This window comes from Haloarcula rara (genome assembly GCF_029338235.1).
Classification (GTDB): domain Archaea; phylum Halobacteriota; class Halobacteria; order Halobacteriales; family Haloarculaceae; genus Haloarcula; species Haloarcula rara.
The window spans coordinates 207866-226085 of the sequence record NZ_CP119786.1; the positions used below are offsets into that span (position 1 = coordinate 207866).

Below are 18220 nucleotides of genomic sequence, written 5' to 3' on the forward strand. Positions count from 1 at the left end.
TATCAGCAGGCTTACTGCTTGAGGGAAATACTAGTACCTAATCAGAAACGCTCGTCTGGCTCACCCGACTCGGTAGTATCGGCCGACCCGACGGCGTGCTCGTCCGCGTACGGGTTCACGTCACCGTCCGCCGTCAGACCGACAGTGACCGCCGCTGTCAGCTGATTCGCGTCCGTGACGTCCGCGAGCAGTCCGAACAGGTGGGCGAACAACTCCGGCCGGCAGTAGGCTATCTTCACGCCGGCCTCGTCAGCGTCGCCGTCGCGCGGATACTTTTACTCAACGTGCTCGGGACGAACCCGCTACAGTAACACGTCTCAGACCTGTGGCTGGTCGACCACGCAGTCGCCACAGCGGGGACAGAGCAGGCGGCGTCGGGCAACCCGGTCGTCACCGGTCCAGTCGCCCTCAAGCGGGCTCTCGTGGTCGCAGGTCGAACAGAACTGTCGGGTCTTGGCGGGCCGAAGGTTGCGTCTCTGTTCGAGGGTCATCTTGTGGGGGTGTAGGAGTGCCCGACGGTGGCACAGCAGGCGTTCAGGAGGACGAGACCGACGAACACGACAGGTGTCGCCGCCGCGATGCCTGACAGCAACACGGCGACGATGAAAAGGGGCAGCGGGATACTCGCCCAGAAGGCCGCGCCGCTGACGGCTCGCCGGAGCCTGCCGACGAGGGCGCTGGCGTCGGTGGTGAGGTCGGGTATTCGTGGGGTGGAGGGGTCAAGGGTGGGCATTGAGCGTCGCCTATCTCCACCATAGTTACATATAAACACCAGACCCCTAGGGTGGATTCAGGATTCTTTACCGTGTTACCCTTTTTTCAGCTTATTTTACCACGCAATTGGAACCGCTAAAACGTTCTCATCGACGCCGAGAAATTTTATCGGCCTGTCTGTGAGCGTTACATCTCTCGTTAGCCGACGGCGGTCTTGGTGGTGCACCCGTTCGACGCTTCTCACCCCGCTGAAGACGCTGACGTGGGTCCCAGGGAACGACCATGGGGGAGTGTTCGAACCGCGACAGTCTGGCTGGCGATTTAGGCGTCCCCGCAGGCTGTGTCCCACGTTATGAACTAGCTTACGCCTGTTTAGCAGTTTTTGGAACCCAGTAACTAACACGATGGCAACTCTCTCGTTAGTAAATAATACGTATATGACACTCGCTTTTGCCCCGGATACCCATCGGCCCGTGACACCACTCCTGGTCGGCGATGATTGAGACGCTGCGCTCGCTGTTCTCGCGGAGACGGACCGTCGTCCACGAGTGTCGCCAGTGCGGCCACACCGTTGACGGGGACACCGGCCGCTGTCCGGTCTGTGGGACAGAGAGCATCGCGCGATACGCTGTCGAGTGACTGCGAGGGAGGCCGCTCCGTCGGCGGTCCCGCGACGTATCGGATGGATTTATTTCGGGTGACTCGGAACAGGACCCCATGTCAGGGCGACAGACGCGGCGACGGTACCTCGCGACACTGGGGGTGGCTGGGGCGGCCGCGTTGGCTGGCTGTTCCAACGACTCCGATAATCCCACCCCGACCGGTGGTCCCTCTATCCCCGAAAGCGTCGGTCGCTGGCCGTCGTTCGGCTACGACACCGCCAACACGGGGGCGGCGGCCGACGAGACCGGCCCGACGGCGAACGTCATCGTCCAGTGGGGATATCCCACTGGCAAGCAGGTGTTCAGCTCGCCCGCTATCGTCGACGGGAGCCTCTACATCGGGAGCAACGACGGCTACGTCTACTGTCTCTCGGCTGTCGACGGCACCCGGCAGTGGCGGCTCCAGACTGGGGGGCTGATACGGTCGTCGCCGGCCGTCTCGGACGGGACCGTCTACGTCGGGAGTTTCGACGGGTATCTCTACGCCCTCGGGGCCGGCACGGGGGAGGTCACGTGGCGCTACGAAGCGGGGGCCTCGGACAACCCGCTGGTAGACCGTGCCCCGGTCCGGGCATCGCCGACAGTCGCGGACGGGACGGTGTACGTCGGCAGCGATAGCGACCGGGTCAGCGCTGTCTCGACGTCGGACGGGAGCGAACAGTGGACCACCGGGACCGATGGGTCGGTGCAAACAACGCCCGCGGTTCTCGACGGTAGCGTCTACGTCGGGGACAACGGCGGCACTGTCACCGCCCTCTCGGCTACGGACGGCAGCGAGCAGTGGACAGCCGACGTCGGCGACGATGTCACGGGCTCGCCGGCCGTCGCGGACGGGCGCGTCTACGTCGGAACTGACGGCGGCGACGTCGTAGCCCTGTCGACGTCGGACGGCAGCGAGGCGTGGCGGTACGGGACGGACGGGCCGGTCCACTCCTCGCCGGCCGTCGCCGAGGGGACCGTCTACGTCGGAAGCGACGACAGCAGTGTCACCGCCCTCTCGGCCTCGGGCGGTGCCCAGCAGTGGTCCTTCGAGACCAGTGACACGGTTCGGTCGGCCCCGTCGGTCGTGGACGGCAACGTCTACGTCGGCAGCAACGACAACCAGCTGTACATCCTATCGGCGAGTGACGGGACCGTCCAGTGGGAGCTGTCGACCGGCGGTCCGGTGGCGTCCTCACCGGCCGTGGTGGACAACGTCATCTTCGTCAGCAACGGCGACGGCAACGTCTACGGCATGACGGCGCCCTAACTGTTCGAGACCGGCTCGACCCCGGTTTCCTCGGCTTCGGGCAGCGGTGGCACGTCGGTCCCGGGCGTCGAGACCGCTGCAGTGGCGGCGACGACGCCCGTGTGCAGGGCGACAGATTCGTCGGCGCCGACGTCTCTGGCCGCAAGGACGCCCGAAAGCAGCGCGTCGCCAGCGCCGACCGTATCGACGACCTCGCAGTCGATGGCTGGCTCGTGGACGACGTCGTCCGCTGTGACGAGAACGGCGCCGTCTGGGCCCAGCGAGGCGATGACACAGTCGAATCCAGTCTCTCGGAGGGCTTCAGCGGCCGCGACGGCCGATTCGCGGTCGTCGACGGGCCGATCCGTCGCCGCTTCGAGCTCCGGGGCGTTGGGTTTGCAGATGGCGTAGTGCGCGTCAAGCTCTCGCAAGAGCGCGCCTTCGACGTCGACAGCGGTCTTCCAGGGACCGGCCCGGGCGAGCCGGTCGATGGCGTCGGTGTCCAGCCCCGGTGGGAGGCTGCCTGCGACGACCACGATATCTGGTGACAGTGACGCGAGTCGCTCGATGATGGCCGCCACCTCCGCGGCGGAGACTACCGGGCCGCGCTGGTTGAGCTTGTACTCGCCGTCGGCGGCGAGGACGGTCGAGTTGAGCCGCGTCGTCCCGTCGATATCGACGAACCGGGACTCGATACCCTGGGCCGCCAGCCGTTCGGTGACGAACTGCCCGAGGAACCCACCGACCACGCCGGTCGCGACCGTCTCGGTCCCCATCGCGGTGAGGTACTTCGAGACGTTGATACCCTTCCCGCCGGCGTCGAACTGCGCGTCGTCGACGCGGATGACCTCCCCTGGCGAGAGCGGCTGCTCGGTGCTGACCGTCTGGTCCACCGCCGGATTGAGCGTGACGGTGGCTATCATCACTGGAGCACTCGCTTGGTTCGGGTCAGCCGCGTCACGGTCTCTCGCACCCGTTGGTTACCGGGGCTGGGCGGTCGTTCGTCGGACACATCGCCGCCCGCGTGGACGCTGATAGTGGCCGCGTCGACGGCGTCTGCCACGTCCATCGCCAGGCTGTGGCGGGCGGTGAACACGCTGACTGCCTGTGACGGGCTGTCGGCCGCCGGAAGCTCCGGGGCGTCCGTGTCGGACTCGAACGGGCTCACCGGGACGATGGGCGTGGGCTGGTCGTCTTCCAGGAGCGCCGCGTCGGCCGGCACGTCCGAGAGGACGGTCGGCTGGAACTCGCGGCCGTCGGCACCGCCCCCGCGGACCAACGTCGCGCCTTTCGTCGTCGCGTCGTCGACGAAGTACGCCAGTCGCTCGGCCTCGGCGACGTCCCGCTGTGGCGCGACCGTCGTAGTCGCGTCGAACAGGTCGCCATTGGTCCAGTTGGAAAGGCGGTCGTCGAGACGCTCGACCAGCTCGTCCTGTATCGACGCGTGGGCGAGGACGTGGCACGTCCCCGCGAGGCGGCGCTCGACGGCGCTGGGTCCGTGGTCGGCGATGGCGGCGGCAGCGGCGTCGAGGTCCGCGTCCGCGAAGACCAGTGTCGTCGTCCCGCCGCCGAGGCGCTGCTGGAACCGCGTCACCCCAGGGGCCCCCGCCGAAGCCCCGGCGTCGAGTACGGCGTCGGCCCCCCGCTAACGGTACGTGCGTGCCCGTCGGCCTCGGCCACGAGTGGGACGAACCCGACCGCTCCCTCGGGGACGTGTTCGCGGACGAGTTCGGTCAGTATCGACACGGCGACCGGCGTCGCTGCCGGGGCCGTCACCACGACGCCGTTGCCGGCGCCGAGGGCGGGCGCGAGCTGCAGAGCCGCTGTCGCCAGCGGGGCTCGAACGGACGGACGACACTGCACGACTCCGAGCGGGACCGCGGCGACGAGGGAGTTGTCCCCGGCCCCCTGGCCGTCGTCCAGGTGCGGTAGGCCCCGGTGAGCGAACGGAGCACGTCGGCGACGCGGTCGAACTGCCTCGCGGCCGTCGCCGCTTCGTCGCGGGCGCTGGTTATCGGGACACCGGCCTCGCGGACGAGCGCGTCCGCGAGTTCGTCGCTCCGGTCCCTGATTCCACTCGCGATGGCCCCAGACCAGTTCGCGCGCTGGATGACGGCCGTCTCAAGGTCCGTCGGGACCGCCCCGCTCGCGGCGGCCACCGCGCTGGCCAGCGTCGTCGCGTCGCCGGTGGCGACGGTCGCGAACACCTCGTCGGTGGTCCGGTCGACGACATCGGTCGACCCGCTCCCGTCGCGGCGTTCGCCCGCGACGACCGGTCGAACCCGCCGTTCGGTCTGTGTAACGTCCATCGATTACCCCTCCAGCACGTCGTCGGCCGTGGCCTCCTCGAAGACGACCGATTCGAGCTTATCGAGGATGTGCCGGGGGTCCTCGCGCTGCCAGACGTTGCGGCCGACGGCCAGCCCGGAGACGCCGACGTCCATGCAGTCAGAGACGAGTTCGAGGAAGTCGCGGTCGGAGGTCTTCGACCCGCCGGACAGCAGGACGCGGTTGTCCGCTGCGGACCGGACGGCGTGGGCCATCGCGTCCTTGCTGCGGGGGTACTTCACCTTCGTGAAGTCCGCGCCCAGTTCCAGCCCGAGCCGTGCGGCGTAGGCGATGATGTCCTCGCTACGATGTGACTTGACGGCCTGCCCGCGCGGGTACGCCCACATGGCGATGGGGAGGTCGTGGTCGCGGGCGGCCTCCTGGACCGGGCGGAAGTCCTCGAACATCCGTGGCTCCTCGTTGACGCCGGGGTAGATGGTGTAGCCGATGGCGTCGGCACCCAGTTCGGCGGCGTAGTCGACGGTCCAGTTCTTCGGCGAGTAGGGGTCGCCCATCCAGAGGTCGGAGCTACCGTTGAGTTTGGCCAGCAGGTTCACGTCGTCCTCGTAGCTGGGGTAGTAGGTCTCGGCCAGTCCCTTCCCCACAGCAAGCGCCGTGACGGCGTCGTGGGTGGCCATCTCGAACACCTCTCTGGGGTCGAGGCGTTCCTCGACGCCGCTGAACTGTTTCGGGCCGTGTTCCAGGCCGTGGTCGTGAGCGAGTACCAGTGTCTTGTCGTTGCGGACGAGCGGTGAGTCGGTGAAATCGTACATATGTGTCTGTTGGGTGTCTGCGTGCGTTCTGCGGTCGGGTGTCGGTGCGTGGCCGCGGGTCGGCGCGTCGACGACGAGTCGTCGGGCGACTGTCGGCGACGGAGTCAGCTCAGCAGGCGCTTGAGGCGGGCGACGAGACTCTTCGAGCGGTCGCCGCCGCGTCGCACGTCCGGCGAGCCGCTGTCGTGGTCGGCGTCGTCGGCCTCGTCGATGGCGACCTCGCGTTCGGTGTCGGGGTCGCCCTCGGCGGCCGCCTCGGCCTCGTCCATGAGGCCCTCGACGTCGTTGACGGCGGCCTTGATCGTCCCTGTGACCAGCGGGAGGTCCTCGAAGCGGTCACGATTCACCGAGGTGTCAGCGGCGATGATAGCGGCGTCGGCGGTTTCGATGTCCTCGGCCGAGAGCTCGTTCTCGGCGCCCATCGCGCCCTGAATCTCGACTTCGATGTCGTGGCCGCGTCTCTTGGCTTCCTGTTCTAAGTTCTCGGCGCCCATCTGACTGTGTGCGATACCGGTCGGACAGGCGGTGACTGCGACGAATTTCATTGTATTGTCTCGTGTAGTTCGCTGCGTGTTGCGACACGACGAGCGCTGTCGGCACGCTCTCGTGCGGCGCTGTACTCGGTCTCGCCGACGGCGACTTTCACGTCGGGGACGGTGACGGCGCTCATGCTGAGTTCGTCCAGTCCGAGCCCGACCAGGAGTTCGGTGACGTCGGGGTTGCCGGCCATCTCGCCGCACATCCCGACCCAGGCGTCGTTCGCGTGGGCCTGCTCGACTGTGTGGCCGATGGCCCGGACCACGCCCGGATGCGTCGGGTCGTGGAGGTCACCGACGCGCTCGTTCTCGCGGTCGGCCGCCATCACGTACTGCGTGAGGTCGTTCGTCCCGATAGAGAGGAAGTCGACCCGCCTGGCGAACTCGTCGGCCATGAAGACGGCGCTCGGTGTCTCGACCATCACGCCAAGCGACGGGCGCTTGTAGTCGACGCCGCGGTCCGCGAGGTCGGCGGCGGCGTCGTCGACTGCCCCGATGGCGGCCTCGAGCTCCTCGACGGTCGCCACGAGGGGGAACATCACGTTCAGCTCTCCGGCGCCATCGGCGGCCGCCCGGAGTAGCGCCCGCAGCTGCGTGCGGAACAGCTCGGCGTCGGGGTCCAGCGAGCGCCGGATGCCCCGCTCGCCGAGGAACGGGTTCTCCTCCTCGGGGAGGTCGAGATACGGAATCTGCTTGTCCCCGCCGATGTCCAGTGTCCTGACGACTACGCGGCCGTCGGGGAAGGTGTCGAGCGCGTCCCGAACGGTCTCGTACTGCTCGTCCTCCTCGGGCGGGGACTGGCGGTCGAGGAAGAGGAACTCGGTGCGGTAGAGCCCGACGCCGTCGGCGCCCGGGCCGCCGCCGGCTCCAGCTCTTCCGGGCGGCCGACGTTGGCGGCGACCTCTATCTCGCGACCGTCGCTCGTCGCGACCGACTCCGGGATGACGTCTGCGCCCTCCTCGGCCCGCGCGGCCTCGCGTTCGGCGTCGTCGGGTTCGACGAGTAACTCGCCGGCGTCACCGTCGACGACGACCTCGGTGCCTTCGGCCACGTCGGTCAGCCCTTCGCCGAGGCCGACGACCGCCGGCAGCGCCAGCGACCGCGCGAAGATGGCGGCGTGTGAGGTCCGGCCTCCCGTTATAGTGGCGAAGCCCGCCACCGTCTCGGGGTCGAGTTGAGCCGTGTCGCTCGGGGTGAGCCGCTCGGCCAGGACGACACTGTCCTCGGGCAGGTCGGCCAGGTTAACCCGGTCGCCGCCGGTCAGCAGTCGCAGCAGGCGGTCCCGCACGTCTCGGAGGTCGTCGGCGCGCTCGGCCATCCGACCCTCCATCCCCTCGAACTGTTCGATGTGCTCGGCGAAGGTGTCGTCGACGGCGGTGGCCGCTGGGTGCCCCTCCTCGATGCTCGCTGTCACGGCCTCCTCGATGGTCGGGTCCTCCAGGAACTGGATGTGGGCGTCGAAGATGGCGGCCTCGTCCTCGCCGACGCGCTCGGCGGTAGCGTTGCGCTCGCTCTCCAGTTCGGCCCGGGCGGTCTCGACGGCGTCGGCAAAGCGGTCGCGCTCGGCGGCGACGTCGACCGGCTCGTCCGCGTCGGGGAGCGTGATTTCGGGGTCGTACCAGACGACGGTGCCGAGACCCGAGCGGGGCGTCGCGCCGGTGCCGGTGAGTGTGCGGGATGCCATGGCTATGCCTCTAGTTCGTCCTCGGGGGTCGTCAGTATTCGCTCCAGTTCGGAAAGCACCGCCTCGGCGTCGGCTCCGTCGGCGACGAGGCGGAGTTCCTCGCCCTGGCCCACGCCGAGGCTGGTGACGGCAATCATCGACTGGGCCGGCACGAGGTCGCCCTCGGGCGGGCCGACCTCCACGTCGGCCTCGTGGTCGTTGACGGCCTCGACGAACAGCGCCGCGGGGCGGGCGTGCAGCCCCGCTTCCGGGACGATTTCGACGATACGTTCTTCGCTCATGCAATCGCCTCCCGGAGTGTCGCCTGGACCTCGCTCTCGTCCTCGGCCGCGTGCAGGCGTCCACGCACGTCGTCGTGCATCAGGGCCCGCGACAGCGAACTCAGTATCTGCAGGTGGTCCTCGCCGCCCTCCTCGGGGACGAGTATCAGGAAGATGAGCGTCGCCGGCTCGTCGTCCATCGACCCGAAGTCGACGCCCGTCTCCGAGCGGGCAAAGGCCAGCGAAGGGCGGTTCACGGCCTCGGTCTTGGCGTGGGGGATGCCGATACCCATTCCCACGCCGGTGGTCGTCTCCTCCTCGCGGGCGAGCAGCGCGTCGAGTGCCGTCTGGCGGTCCTCGACGCGTCCCGACTCGACGACGAGGTCGAGCAGATACTCGATAGTCGCCTCCTTCCCCGCGGGCGGTTCGGACAGCGAGATGTGACTCGCCGGAATCAGTTCGTCGATGTCGTCTGTAATCTGGTCTGTCATTGGTGTTAGTCGTCGCTCGGCTGTGCAGTGCCTGTGCCGGACTCGGTACCGGCCTCAATGCGGTCCTCGAAGTCGGGCTTGAGGAGGAGCGCGACGGCCGCCGTGACGAACGAGCCCAGCACGATACAGGCCAGGAACATGAACGGCTTGTTCGACAGCGGAATGACGAAGATACCGCCGTGGGGCGCGGGCATCGTCACGTTCAGCGCCATCGACGCCGCGCCGCCGGCGGCGGAGCCAGCCATCACGGCCGGGATGACACGCAGGGGGTCGGCCGCGGCGTAGGGAATCGCCCCCTCCGTGATGAACGAGAGGCCCAGCACGACCCCGCTCTTTGCGTTCTCGTACATCTCGGCCGCGTACTTGTGCGGAGAGATGAAATTCGAGATGGCCAGCCCGATGGGGGGGACCATCCCGCCGATCATCACGGCCGCCATCGGCGCGTAGATGCCCTCGGTGATGAGCCCCGTCGAGAAGACGTAGGCGACCTTGTTCACGGGGCCGCCCATGTCGAAGGCCATCATCCCGCCGAGGATGAGCCCGACGAACATCGCCTGCCCGCCCTGCATCCCTTCCAGGAACCCGGTCAGACTCGCGTTAGCGAGCGCGACCGGCACGCCCAGCACGAACAGCATGATAGGCGTGAGGACCGCCATTGTCGCCACGGGGATGATGAGCACGGGCATCATCGGGGCCAGAAACTCCGGGACGTCCAGTCCCTTGAACCAGCGGGCGACGTAGCCCGCCAGCAGGCCGGCGACGATGGCGCCCAGGTAGCCGGCGCCGGCCTCGCCGCCCGCGACGCCGATGACGGAGGCGGCCTCGGAGACGACGACCCCATCCTGGATGATGAACGACAGGAGGAACCCGGGCGCAAGTCCCGGGCGGTCCGCGATGGCGTAGGCGATATACCCCCCGAGAATCGGGACCATGATGGTGAGGCCGGCAGTGCCGACCTGCGCGAGGAACCAGCCGGGGGAGCCGGTGTTATCGAAGACTGCCTGGGTATCCCCCACCGCGTACGCGAGGGCGAGGAAGATACCACCGATTGTGACGAACGGAATCATGAACGACACGCCGGTCATCAGGTCCTCCTTGACGGAGGTCACGTGCGACCGGAGCAGTCGTTCGAATTTGGGGCTCTCTGACATTGCGACACCTGCGGCTACGTCCACTATCTACCATAAAAGTTAGCGTTTTTGCACGACAACGATTGGTATTGATGCTTATAGGGAATTGAGTGACTGGTTCTGTATGGAATGAGGGGTGGGGCGCGGCTGACCTAACAAGCATATGCTTGTTATTATGTCCTCCTGTAATCAACTAATTACGGCACCACCGTCGCCGCGCGCGTCCCAGCGTTTAAGATTGCGACCGTCAGAGGTAGAGCTATGCACCCGGCGACGACGGCCGATGCGGACGCGACCGTCAGGGTCGAGAACATCGGTGGCATCGACTCGGCAACAGTGGCGCTGTCGCCGGGCGTTACGGTTCTGGCCGGCCGGAACGCGACCAACCGGACCTCGTTCCTGAAGGCGATGATGGCCGCGCTCGGCAGCGACTGGACCGCGGTGAAAGGGGACGCAAAGCAGGGGGCGGTCTCGCTCACGCTGGGCGAGCAAACGTACGAACGCCAGCTCACGCGGGCCGAGGACGGCATCGTCAGCTCCGGCGACGGACTGCTCGCGGACCCGACGCTCGCCAATCTCTTTGCGTTCCTGCTAGAGGACAACGAGGCGCGCCAGGCGGTCGTCCGGGGGGCGGACCTCAGGGACATCATCATGCGGCCGGTGGACATGTCGGAGCTGCGACGTGAGATCCACCAGGCCGAGCAGCGCAAGGCCGACATCGACGACGAACTCGACGACATCGCCGACCTCAAACAGCGTCTCCCCGAGCTGGAACAGCGCCGCGAGGCCACGACGGCGGAGATAGCCGAGGTCCGGGAGGAACTGGCCGCGGTCGAGGACCGTCTCGACGAGCGGGACCTCACGGTCGACCTGACCCAGTCCAACACGGAGGCACTGGAGACCAGGCTCGACGAACTCCGGGTGACCCGGGAGGAGCTGCGTCGTGTCAGGGCCGACATCACGACCGAACAGGAGAGCCTCTCAGCGCTACGGGACGAACGCGGCCGGCTCGCCGCCGAACTGGCCGGCCTCCCCGACGCGCCGGCCGACCGGCTGTCAGAGCTAGAGGACCGCCTCTCGGCCCGCCGCGAGCGCAAGCGCGAGCTATCGACGTACACCTCACGGCTCCAGACCATCATCGGGTTCAACGAGGAGTTCGTCGACGGCGAGCACGACCGTATCACGGAGGCACTCGGGCGGACCCCAGAGAGTGTCGGGGACATCACCGACCAGCTCTATCGGGGCTCGAAGACGACGTGCTGGACCTGTGGTTCGACTGTCAAGCCGTCACGCTTCGAGCGCACGCTCGACAGTCTCCGCGAGCACCGAGCGGAGACCTTCGCGGAGATAGACGATCTGGAGGCAGAAATCGAGGACCTGTCCGACGGGGTCACCCGCATTAGGGAGACGGTGGACCGTCGCGACCAGCTCACTGACACCATCGAGGAGGTGGACACGGAGATTGCGCGCCGCCAGGAGACGCTGTCGGACCTGCGCGAGCGTCGGGATAACCTCTCGGCCAGGGTCGGCGAACTCGAAGCCGAGGTGACGGAGCTGCGCTCGGCCGAGGTCGACGAGGTGCTCGACCTCCACAGCGAGGCCAACGAGCTGGAGTTCGAACTCGAATCTCTGGAGTCGACGCTCGAAGAGATAGAAGCGGAGATAGCGACGGCAGAGGCGGAGATACGACGGGACGAGGCCCTCGTGGCCCGCCGTGAGTCAGTGGTCGACGAGCTCATCGACCTGCGAACCCGCATCGACACGCTGGAGACGAAGGCGACGACGGCGTTCAACGAGCGGATGGCCGACCTGCTCGACATCTTAGAGTACGAGAACGTCGAACGCATCTGGCTCGAACGGCTCGACGGCCCCGCAGACTCCGTGGCCACTGTCGACGCCGAGTCGGTCATCGAGGGCTCGGAGTTCGAACTCCACGTGGTCCGCAGCTCCGACGGCGGGACCGTCTACGAGGACACGGTTGCGCACCTCTCGGAGTCCGAGCGGGCCGTCACCGGGCTCGTGTTCGCGCTGGCCGGCTATCTCGTCCACGACGTGGCCGAGCAGGTGCCGTTCATGCTGCTCGACTCGCTTGAGGCCATCGACGCCGAGCGAATCGCCGCGCTGGTCGAGTACTTCGCCGCTGAGGTACCGTATCTGGTCGTCGCCCTGCTGCCGGAGGACGCCGCGGCCCTGCCGGACCGCTACGAGCGGGTCCGGAACATCGGTCAGGGCGAATCGCAGTCGCAGTGACCGCGGTCCAGCAACTCCCCGACGGTGTACTGGGCGCCACAGTCCTCACAGAGCACGTCGACGCTGACGAGGACGCGGTACTCGCCCACCGAGAGCCGACCGGCCGCCCGCAGTCGGTCGACAGTGTCCTGGACCACCCGCTCGACCCGGCTCTGGAGCCGGTCGATGACGGAGCGTTCGCGCTCGACCCCAGCGGACTGCTCGTCGCGTTCGTAGCTCGCGCCGCGAACTTCGGTCAGGTAGTGCCGTATCGACTGGTAGCTGACGAAGTCCTCCCGCAACGTATCGACGTCCACACCCGCGGCTTCGAGCCGATTCTCGGCCTCGACTCGACGCCCGGCGCTCACCGACTCATCGGTGAGGAGCCGGTAGTAGTTCTGTGCCTCCCCGTCGACGACGTCCATGCCGGCGTCCCGGACCGCCGCCAGCAACAGTGCTCGATTGAACCGGTCGGCGAGGTCGCGCAGGCTCTGTCGCTCGCCAGCCTCGCCCAGCCAGGCGGCCTCCAGGTCCGCGCCGAGCGGGGGCAGGTCGTACGCCTCGATGAGCCGCGCGACTTTCGAGCGCGGCTCGGAGCTGTCCGGACTCATTGGTCGGTCCAGGGGAGCGCAGGGCAAAGGCGTTCTGTCACGGTATTCAGACGGCGTCGGTCCGGAACCGTTCGATATCGAGGTCGACCGGTAACGAATCGAAGTCGTCGTCGGCCCCCACCAGCAGCGTCGCGTCGCGCTCCGATGCCAGCGCGACGGCAGCGGCGTCGGCCAGGGAGATATCACCGTCGGCCTTGATCTCCCCGGTGTGTCGCCAGTCGGCCCGGGCGAGTGTCAGTCCGTTCCGCGTGAGCGTCCGGAGGTCCCGGTCGGCGGTCCGGAGCGAGGCTGCCGTCGGTTCGTCGTCGGGCGTTCCCTCGAAGCGAGCGACGAGATAGTACACTTCGCTGGCGTTGGTCTCGGCCAGATACCCCTCGACATCACCCGCCGACACCTGTTCGAGGAGTGTTCCGACCCGCTCGTGACCGCGCTCGTTGTACAGAAAGGAGATGATCGCTTCCGTATCGAAGACATAGCCGTCGCTCATCTGTCACTGGGCCGCAGGTCGTCAGCTCGGTCCGCCTCGCGTCGCTTCTCGGCTTCCTTCTCGGCTCGAACCGTGGCCAGAACCTCGCCCGGTTCACCCTCGCCTGCGTGAATGCCGTGTAGCTCGGTGAGACCTGGGACCGGCTCGATGACGATTCGGCCCTCCTCCTCGTAAATAAACACCTCTCCGGGGCTCTCGATACCGAACTTCTCCCGTAGTGGCTTCGGAATCGTCGCCTGCCCCTTCTGTGAGACGCGGACTACCTCCGGGTCACTTGTACTACTCGCCATAGCTGGTTGTACTGTTATTGCAACGTATTACTAAAGCTGTCGCCGGACGCGGTAGCGTTCGGACCGCCGTGCCAACTGTTTTGTTCGCCCGCGGGGACTCCAACCTGTGACCGACGCCGACGCGACACTCGCCGCCACCCCGCCGATGGGCTGGAACTCCTGGAACGCCCACAGCTGTGCGGTCACCGAGGACGACATCCGCGCCGCTGCGGACGCGCTGGTCGAGACTGGACTGCGCGACGCCGGCTACGAGTACGTCGTCGTCGACGACTGCTGGATGGCCGACGAGACCGACGACGCGGGTCGACTGGTGGCCGACTCAGAGGACTTCCCTAGCGGGATGGCGGCTCTGGCCGACTACGTCCACGACCGGGGGCTGCAATTCGGGCTCTACTCCTCCGCGGGCAGTCACACCTGCCAGGGGTACCCGGCGACCCTTGGACGGGAGCGACTGCACGCCGAACAGTTCGCCGACTGGGGCGTCGACTTCCTGAAGTACGACAACTGCGGGGACCACTGCGGGCGCGACGCCGTGGACCGCTACGGGGCGATGGGCGAGGCGCTCGCGGCGGTCGACCGCGACATCGTCTACAGCATCTGTGAGTGGGGGCAATCGAACCCCTGGGAGTGGGGCCGGAACGTGGGCGGGCACTGCTGGCGGGTGACCGACGACGCAGTCGCGACGTGGCACACCGTCGACGACGAGTTCGGCCTTGGTATCGCCGACATCATCGACCGCGTGGCGGTGCTGGATATCGCGGCGGCCCACGGACCAGGGGGGTACAACGACCCCGATATGCTCCAGGTCGGCAACGGGCCCGACTCGGCCCAGTCACAGCACGAACCGACCGACATCGAGCGGCCACTCTCCGACGTCGAGAACCGGACCCACTTCGCGTTCTGGTGTCTGCTCGGCGCGCCGCTGTTCGTCGGCACGGACCTCACCGGCCTCTCCCAGGACCTGCTCGACCTGCTCACCAACGAGCGACTGCTCGCTATCGACCAGGACCCACTCGGGCTCCAGGGGACGCCAGACCGGCGCGACCCGACCCGCGAGGTCTGGAGCAAGCGCCTCGCTGACGGCGCCGCGGTGGCACTGTGGAACCGCGGCGAGGAGCAGGCGGAGATACGGACGCACGTCGACGAGACGTCGGTCCCGACGGCCGGTGAGCGATACTCGGTTCTGGACTGCTGGACCGGCGAGCAGTGGGAGTCTTTCGGGGAGCTGTCGGCGACTGTCGAGCCACGAGATACGGCCGTGTTCCGCGTGACACCGACCTGAGCGCCCTAATCGGCGGCGTCGAGCACTTCGTAGCCGATGTTCGCCCCGGCCAGGGCGTCGGTGTGGGTCGAGAGCTGGTCGGCACTGGCGAGCAGGAGTACGTCCTGGCCCTTCGTGGCGGCCTCCTCGACGGCGGCAACGCTCCCGTAGCGGATGTCGACCTCGATGTCAGCGGCCCGTGCGGCGGCTAGCGCCTCCACACCGGCGACGGCGATGAGGTCGTGGTCGGTCGCCAGCTGTGCGATGCGGTCGGCGTCGACGGCCCCGCTGCCGTCGTTCTGGACTCGGGGAATCGACACTGCGGTCACGTCGCCGAGGTCGTACTCGACGACCCCCTCGACGTTGGTGATGCCCAGGTCCGTCCCCGCGGCGGCGTCGGTCACCGCAACTGCGGTTGCGTTGCCAGCGTCGCCCGCGACGGCGCGCAACACGCCCTCGCGCATCGTCACGGAGACGGTCTCGCCCTCCTCGATATCGCTCGTCGCGAGTACCGTCTCGATGTCGACCTGGCCAATGATGTCCTCGGAGACGTGACCGACGAAGCTCCGCAGGGAGTCGGTCTGTGAGATGAGCCAGTCGACGCCCTCCTTGGTGACCTCGTAGCGCCCGCGGCCATGCTTGGTGACGTGTCCTTCCTCTGAGAGCCCCTGGAGGTAGTCGCTGACGGCCTGTGAGGTGATGCCGATGGCGTCGGCTATCTCCTGCTGGCTGACCGCCGGCTGGCGCTCCGCGACCTCGACCATAATCTGGTATCGAGTGGCGGTCCGCTTGCTCCGGAGGACGCCGAACTCCTCGCTGCCGTCCGAACGCTGTCCCATTGTCGTCTCTCGGGGCCACGTTGTAAAGTAGTTTTTCGTTACCGAAGGCCAGATTGGTCCCAGCCGGCGCACAATCGCCGATAGCACAATAATAATTGGAGTAATACAAGCACAATTGTTTTATGCGCCACACGAGATTGTACTCGCCATGGCACACGTCTCGTTGCCCCACGACGCGAAGGCCGGGCCGACGAAGCCGGAGGTTCGGGCCGTCCTCGCGAGCAAGCTGGCGCTTTCCCCGACCGACCACTTCGTCGAGGTCGGCTCCTGTACCGGTGCGGTCACCATCGACGCGGCCAGGCGCGCCGGCCAGGTCACAGCGCTCGAACGCAAACCCGAACGCCTCGAGGTGACCCAAAAGAACCTCGCCGCGAACGACACCGAGGCCGAGGTCACACTCCGAGAGGCCGAGGCGCCCGAGGGACTGCCCGACGACGCTGACGCGCTCTTCCTGGGCGGGAGCCGCAACTACGAGGCCGTCCTCGACCACGCCGTCGAGACGGCCGTCGACCGCGTGGTGATGAACGTCTCCCGGCTGGAGGTCGCCGGCGCGGCCACCGAGGCGTTCCGCGAGCGGGACCTGTTGGAGGAGGTCCTCCAGTTCCAGGTGAGTCACGGCTACGAGCTTGCCGGGGCGACGAGCTTCGATTCGGAGAACCCCGTCTACATGCTCGTCGGCAGTGCGAGCGACGAGGTGGCGGCCGACAGCGGTAGTGGCGTTGGCGCCCCCGGCGATGGCTCGGAGGGCGACCGATGACTCTCTACGGCGTCGGCCTCGGCCCCGGACAGGCCGACCTCGTGACGGTGCGGGGCAAGCGCGCGCTGGAGAACGCCGACGTGGTCTACTCGCCCGGCCGGCTCTCCCGGACGGTCGCGACGAAACACGTCCAAGAGGAGCGTATCGGCGACCTCGACTTCCCGATGACGCGCGACGAGGAGAAGCTCCGCGAGGCCTGGAAGGCCGCCGCCGCCGAAATCGCCCCGCAGGCCCGCGAGGGCGACGCCGCCTTCGTCACGCTGGGGGACCCGAACGTCTACTCGACCTTTGGCCACCTCCGTCGCACGCTGGCGGCGTTCCACCCCGAGGTCGACCTCGAGGTGGTGCCCGGCGTCAGCGCGGTCACCGCCTTCGCGACGGCGCTGGGCGTCGAGATTACCGCGGGGTCGAGTCTGGCCCTGCGGGAGGCCGACGGCGGCGTCTCGCCGACCGGCCCAGACCGGATGATTCTGTTCAAAGTGACCGACGCCCCGGCGACCCACGAGGGCCTCGTCGAGGCGGGCTACGACGTGACCTACGGCCGCCGGCTGTTCATGGAGCAGGGCGAGACCCACGTGACGACGGACCCGAACGATATCGACGAGCGCGATTACTACACCCTCGCCTACGCCGAACGACCCGACGCTCGCGTCGAGCAGGCCACCGATGCCTTCCTCGAAGGGGTCGACAGTGCCGGTGTGATATCCGACGGGGGAGCGGCCAGCATCGCCTGCCAGGAACGCTCCGAAGGTGTACTGAGCGGCGACGAGGTGGCCGAATGACGGACGACCAGTCGGAGACCGACCCACAGGACGCCATCGACGCCGTCGCGACCGACCGCGACGACCGCGTCTACGACCACAGCGCCGGCGACGAGCAAGAAGGCATCCCCTTCGTCGGCGCCGGTCCGGGCGACCCGAAGCTGTTGACCGTCGCGGGCCGGGAACTGCTTTCCGAGGCCGACCTCGTGGTCCACGCCGGCTCGCTGGTCAACAGCGAACTCCTTGAGGAATACTGTGCCGACGCCGAGACCGTCTCCTCCATCGGCAAGGACCTAGAGGAGCTCATTCCGCTGATGCGGGACGCCTACCAGGCTGGCGACACAGTGGTCCGCCTCCACAGCGGTGACCCCGCCATCTACGGCGCGGCACTGGAACAGATGGACGCCCTGGAACACGAAGGGGTGCCAACCTACATCGTCCCGGGCGTCACGTCGGCCTTCGCGGCGAGTGCGACGATGCGGACCCAGCTGACGCTGAACGAGGTCGCCAACCACGTCGCGTTCACCCGCCCGCAGGGCAAGACGCTGACCGAGGAGGAGGACCACATCTCGGAGTTCGTCGGCATGGGCGACGTGACGACATGTATCTACCTCGGGACCCACGCGGTCAGCGAGACGATGGAGCGGCTTCTGGGCGATGGCCACGACCCCGAGACGCCCGTCGCTGCCGTGTATCACGCGTCTTGGCCCGACGAGGACGTCATCGAGGGGACTATCGGGACCATCGGGGAGAAGGTCGAAGACGCGGGCTACCGCGCCTCTGCGATGGTGATAATTGGGGATGCGGTGGGCGGCGAGGACTACGAGCGCTCCTTCCTGTATGGCGGGTGGGCGAACCGGGGCGAGGATGCTTCCGAGTCATCGGGGGAGGCCGACGACTAGTCGGATGTGCCGTCGTTTCTCGAGTTCACTGGAACCGCCAGAAAGGACGTGTCGGCGATACCGCTCTGGACCGCCAGAAAGCCCCCGCTGGCTCGGCTCGCGCGACTCGCTGTGCGCTTCCCTCGCTCACTGCGTTCGCTCGCTGCAGTGCTTGCGTCGTCGGGCGTCCCCGAGCCAGCGGCCCCTTTCAGTCCACCTGGACAGCACTGCACAGCACCGCGGGCCAGACGGCTCCCCAACCGATTCGCTCCCTGCGGTCGCTCATCCCTCGCACAGT

General features: G+C 67.5%; 23 protein-coding genes and 1 pseudogene. 7 read left to right on the forward strand and 17 right to left on the reverse strand.

What is annotated here, in order from left to right; genetic code table 11:
* Positions 1-41 precede the first annotated feature (41 nt).
* The 3 genes from P1K32_RS17430 to P1K32_RS17440 form a co-directional block, all read right to left on the reverse strand.
* Positions 42-239, reverse strand: a complete 198-nt coding sequence (locus tag P1K32_RS17430; protein WP_276252291.1) for a hypothetical protein — start codon at positions 237-239, stop codon at positions 42-44.
* Positions 240-317: 78 nt separating this feature from the next.
* Positions 318-491, reverse strand: coding sequence for a DUF8106 domain-containing protein (locus tag P1K32_RS17435; RefSeq protein WP_276252292.1), 174 nt, complete (start codon positions 489-491; stop codon positions 318-320).
* Positions 488-733 carry a DUF8028 family protein gene (locus P1K32_RS17440; RefSeq protein ID WP_276252293.1) on the reverse strand — a complete coding sequence of 82 codons (246 nt, stop codon included), beginning with the start codon at positions 731-733 and terminating at the stop codon, positions 488-490. Before P1K32_RS17440 ends, P1K32_RS17435 begins: the two co-directional genes overlap by 4 nt.
* A 476-nt stretch (positions 734-1209) precedes the next feature.
* Here P1K32_RS17440 and P1K32_RS17445 point away from each other — a divergent pair, with 476 nt between their 5' ends.
* On the forward strand, positions 1210-1353 hold the full coding sequence (locus P1K32_RS17445; RefSeq protein ID WP_276252294.1) for a hypothetical protein: 144 nt from the start codon (positions 1210-1212) through the stop codon (positions 1351-1353).
* 78 nt (positions 1354-1431) lie between these two features.
* Entirely contained in the window at positions 1432-2625 is a 1194-nt protein-coding gene (locus tag P1K32_RS17450) for an outer membrane protein assembly factor BamB family protein (RefSeq protein WP_276252295.1), read from the forward strand.
* Here the strand turns inward: P1K32_RS17450 and pfkB are convergent.
* The 10 genes and pseudogenes from pfkB to P1K32_RS17500 all read right to left on the reverse strand — a co-directional run bounded on the left by pfkB (position 2622) and on the right by P1K32_RS17500 (position 9827).
* The gene (pfkB, locus tag P1K32_RS17455; RefSeq protein WP_276252296.1) at positions 2622-3527 is read right to left on the reverse strand and encodes a 1-phosphofructokinase; all 906 of its coding nucleotides are present in this window, start codon (positions 3525-3527) and stop codon (positions 2622-2624) included. The two genes, P1K32_RS17450 and pfkB, sit on opposite strands and share 4 nt — an antisense overlap.
* Complete coding sequence (locus P1K32_RS17460; protein ID WP_276252297.1) at positions 3527-4198, reverse strand: aldehyde dehydrogenase family protein; 672 nt, start codon at positions 4196-4198, stop codon at positions 3527-3529. The genes pfkB and P1K32_RS17460 overlap by 1 nt, the downstream gene beginning before the upstream one ends.
* Positions 4195-4467, reverse strand: coding sequence for an aldehyde dehydrogenase family protein (locus P1K32_RS17465; RefSeq protein ID WP_276252298.1), 273 nt, complete (start codon positions 4465-4467; stop codon positions 4195-4197). The genes P1K32_RS17460 and P1K32_RS17465 overlap by 4 nt, the downstream gene beginning before the upstream one ends.
* Positions 4377-4913, reverse strand: coding sequence for an aldehyde dehydrogenase family protein (locus P1K32_RS17470; RefSeq protein ID WP_276252299.1), 537 nt, complete (start codon positions 4911-4913; stop codon positions 4377-4379). Before P1K32_RS17470 ends, P1K32_RS17465 begins: the two co-directional genes overlap by 91 nt.
* A 3-nt stretch (positions 4914-4916) precedes the next feature.
* A complete protein-coding gene (locus P1K32_RS17475; RefSeq protein WP_276252300.1) occupies positions 4917-5705 on the reverse strand; it encodes a class I fructose-bisphosphate aldolase in 789 nt (262 codons plus the stop codon).
* Positions 5706-5809: 104 nt separating this feature from the next.
* Positions 5810-6250 (reverse strand): PTS fructose transporter subunit IIB, encoded by a 441-nt coding sequence (locus P1K32_RS17480; protein ID WP_276252301.1) that lies wholly within the window; start codon positions 6248-6250, stop codon positions 5810-5812.
* Positions 6247-7925 (reverse strand): annotated as a pseudogene (gene ptsP / locus P1K32_RS17485) (phosphoenolpyruvate--protein phosphotransferase). Before ptsP ends, P1K32_RS17480 begins: the two are co-directional and overlap by 4 nt.
* 2 nt (positions 7926-7927) lie before the next feature.
* Positions 7928-8206 carry an HPr family phosphocarrier protein gene (locus tag P1K32_RS17490; RefSeq protein ID WP_276252302.1) on the reverse strand — a complete coding sequence of 93 codons (279 nt, stop codon included), beginning with the start codon at positions 8204-8206 and terminating at the stop codon, positions 7928-7930.
* Entirely contained in the window at positions 8203-8676 is a 474-nt protein-coding gene (locus P1K32_RS17495) for a PTS sugar transporter subunit IIA (protein WP_276252303.1), read from the reverse strand. Before P1K32_RS17495 ends, P1K32_RS17490 begins: the two co-directional genes overlap by 4 nt.
* 5 nt (positions 8677-8681) lie before the next feature.
* A complete protein-coding gene (locus P1K32_RS17500; RefSeq protein WP_276252304.1) occupies positions 8682-9827 on the reverse strand; it encodes a PTS fructose transporter subunit IIC in 1146 nt (381 codons plus the stop codon).
* Between the two features lie 240 nt (positions 9828-10067).
* On the opposite strand from P1K32_RS17500, the gene P1K32_RS17505 reads away from it, so the two are divergent.
* Positions 10068-12056 (forward strand): archaea-specific SMC-related protein, encoded by a 1989-nt coding sequence (locus P1K32_RS17505; protein WP_276252305.1) that lies wholly within the window; start codon positions 10068-10070, stop codon positions 12054-12056.
* On the opposite strand, the gene rdfA is transcribed toward P1K32_RS17505, so the two are convergent.
* Genes rdfA through P1K32_RS17520 form a run of 3 tightly spaced genes read right to left on the reverse strand, consistent with a single transcriptional unit; the run spans position 12032 to position 13423 of the window.
* Positions 12032-12646 carry a rod-determining factor RdfA gene (gene rdfA, locus P1K32_RS17510; protein WP_276252306.1) on the reverse strand — a complete coding sequence of 205 codons (615 nt, stop codon included), beginning with the start codon at positions 12644-12646 and terminating at the stop codon, positions 12032-12034. The two genes, P1K32_RS17505 and rdfA, sit on opposite strands and share 25 nt — an antisense overlap.
* A gap of 46 nt (positions 12647-12692) precedes the next feature.
* The gene (locus tag P1K32_RS17515; protein WP_276252307.1) at positions 12693-13133 is read right to left on the reverse strand and encodes a PIN domain-containing protein; all 441 of its coding nucleotides are present in this window, start codon (positions 13131-13133) and stop codon (positions 12693-12695) included.
* On the reverse strand, positions 13130-13423 hold the full coding sequence (locus tag P1K32_RS17520) for an AbrB/MazE/SpoVT family DNA-binding domain-containing protein (RefSeq protein ID WP_276252308.1): 294 nt from the start codon (positions 13421-13423) through the stop codon (positions 13130-13132). Before P1K32_RS17520 ends, P1K32_RS17515 begins: the two co-directional genes overlap by 4 nt.
* A 106-nt stretch (positions 13424-13529) precedes the next feature.
* On the opposite strand from P1K32_RS17520, the gene P1K32_RS17525 reads away from it, so the two are divergent.
* On the forward strand, positions 13530-14705 hold the full coding sequence (locus P1K32_RS17525) for a glycoside hydrolase family 27 protein (RefSeq protein ID WP_276252309.1): 1176 nt from the start codon (positions 13530-13532) through the stop codon (positions 14703-14705).
* Between the two features lie 5 nt (positions 14706-14710).
* Here P1K32_RS17525 and P1K32_RS17530 read toward each other — a convergent pair whose 3' ends face one another.
* Entirely contained in the window at positions 14711-15523 is an 813-nt protein-coding gene (locus P1K32_RS17530) for a DUF7839 domain-containing protein (protein ID WP_276252310.1), read from the reverse strand.
* A 148-nt stretch (positions 15524-15671) separates the two neighbouring features.
* Here P1K32_RS17530 and cbiT point away from each other — a divergent pair, with 148 nt between their 5' ends.
* Genes cbiT through P1K32_RS17545 form a run of 3 tightly spaced genes read left to right on the forward strand, consistent with a single transcriptional unit; the run spans position 15672 to position 17943 of the window.
* Entirely contained in the window at positions 15672-16280 is a 609-nt protein-coding gene (gene cbiT, locus P1K32_RS17535) for a precorrin-6Y C5,15-methyltransferase (decarboxylating) subunit CbiT (RefSeq protein WP_276252311.1), read from the forward strand.
* Positions 16277-17062, forward strand: coding sequence for a cobalt-factor II C(20)-methyltransferase (locus P1K32_RS17540; protein ID WP_276252312.1), 786 nt, complete (start codon positions 16277-16279; stop codon positions 17060-17062). Before cbiT ends, P1K32_RS17540 begins: the two co-directional genes overlap by 4 nt.
* Positions 17059-17943 carry a cobalt-precorrin-4/precorrin-4 C(11)-methyltransferase gene (locus tag P1K32_RS17545; protein WP_276252313.1) on the forward strand — a complete coding sequence of 295 codons (885 nt, stop codon included), beginning with the start codon at positions 17059-17061 and terminating at the stop codon, positions 17941-17943. Before P1K32_RS17540 ends, P1K32_RS17545 begins: the two co-directional genes overlap by 4 nt.
* The last annotated feature ends 277 nt before the right edge of the window (positions 17944-18220 follow it).

What these genes read in the sequence shown, in the direction of transcription:
- P1K32_RS17435 (WP_276252292.1), bottom strand. Translation starts at nt 491, where the DNA reads ATGACCCTCGAACAGAGACGCAACCTTCGGCCCGCCAAGACCCGACAG.
- P1K32_RS17440 (WP_276252293.1), bottom strand. Translation starts at nt 733, where the DNA reads ATGCCCACCCTTGACCCCTCCACCCCACGAATACCCGACCTCACCACC.
- P1K32_RS17445 (WP_276252294.1), top strand. Translation starts at nt 1,210, where the DNA reads ATGATTGAGACGCTGCGCTCGCTGTTCTCGCGGAGACGGACCGTCGTC.
- P1K32_RS17450 (WP_276252295.1), top strand. Translation starts at nt 1,432, where the DNA reads ATGTCAGGGCGACAGACGCGGCGACGGTACCTCGCGACACTGGGGGTG.
- pfkB (WP_276252296.1), bottom strand. Translation starts at nt 3,527, where the DNA reads ATGATAGCCACCGTCACGCTCAATCCGGCGGTGGACCAGACGGTCAGC.
- P1K32_RS17470 (WP_276252299.1), bottom strand. Translation starts at nt 4,913, where the DNA reads ATGGACGTTACACAGACCGAACGGCGGGTTCGACCGGTCGTCGCGGGC.
- P1K32_RS17475 (WP_276252300.1), bottom strand. Translation starts at nt 5,705, where the DNA reads ATGTACGATTTCACCGACTCACCGCTCGTCCGCAACGACAAGACACTG.
- P1K32_RS17480 (WP_276252301.1), bottom strand. Translation starts at nt 6,250, where the DNA reads ATGAAATTCGTCGCAGTCACCGCCTGTCCGACCGGTATCGCACACAGT.
- P1K32_RS17490 (WP_276252302.1), bottom strand. Translation starts at nt 8,206, where the DNA reads ATGAGCGAAGAACGTATCGTCGAAATCGTCCCGGAAGCGGGGCTGCAC.
- P1K32_RS17495 (WP_276252303.1), bottom strand. Translation starts at nt 8,676, where the DNA reads ATGACAGACCAGATTACAGACGACATCGACGAACTGATTCCGGCGAGT.
- P1K32_RS17500 (WP_276252304.1), bottom strand. Translation starts at nt 9,827, where the DNA reads ATGTCAGAGAGCCCCAAATTCGAACGACTGCTCCGGTCGCACGTGACC.
- P1K32_RS17505 (WP_276252305.1), top strand. Translation starts at nt 10,068, where the DNA reads ATGCACCCGGCGACGACGGCCGATGCGGACGCGACCGTCAGGGTCGAG.
- rdfA (WP_276252306.1), bottom strand. Translation starts at nt 12,646, where the DNA reads ATGAGTCCGGACAGCTCCGAGCCGCGCTCGAAAGTCGCGCGGCTCATC.
- P1K32_RS17515 (WP_276252307.1), bottom strand. Translation starts at nt 13,133, where the DNA reads ATGAGCGACGGCTATGTCTTCGATACGGAAGCGATCATCTCCTTTCTG.
- P1K32_RS17520 (WP_276252308.1), bottom strand. Translation starts at nt 13,423, where the DNA reads ATGGCGAGTAGTACAAGTGACCCGGAGGTAGTCCGCGTCTCACAGAAG.
- P1K32_RS17530 (WP_276252310.1), bottom strand. Translation starts at nt 15,523, where the DNA reads ATGGGACAGCGTTCGGACGGCAGCGAGGAGTTCGGCGTCCTCCGGAGC.
- cbiT (WP_276252311.1), top strand. Translation starts at nt 15,672, where the DNA reads ATGGCACACGTCTCGTTGCCCCACGACGCGAAGGCCGGGCCGACGAAG.
- P1K32_RS17540 (WP_276252312.1), top strand. Translation starts at nt 16,277, where the DNA reads ATGACTCTCTACGGCGTCGGCCTCGGCCCCGGACAGGCCGACCTCGTG.
- P1K32_RS17545 (WP_276252313.1), top strand. Translation starts at nt 17,059, where the DNA reads ATGACGGACGACCAGTCGGAGACCGACCCACAGGACGCCATCGACGCC.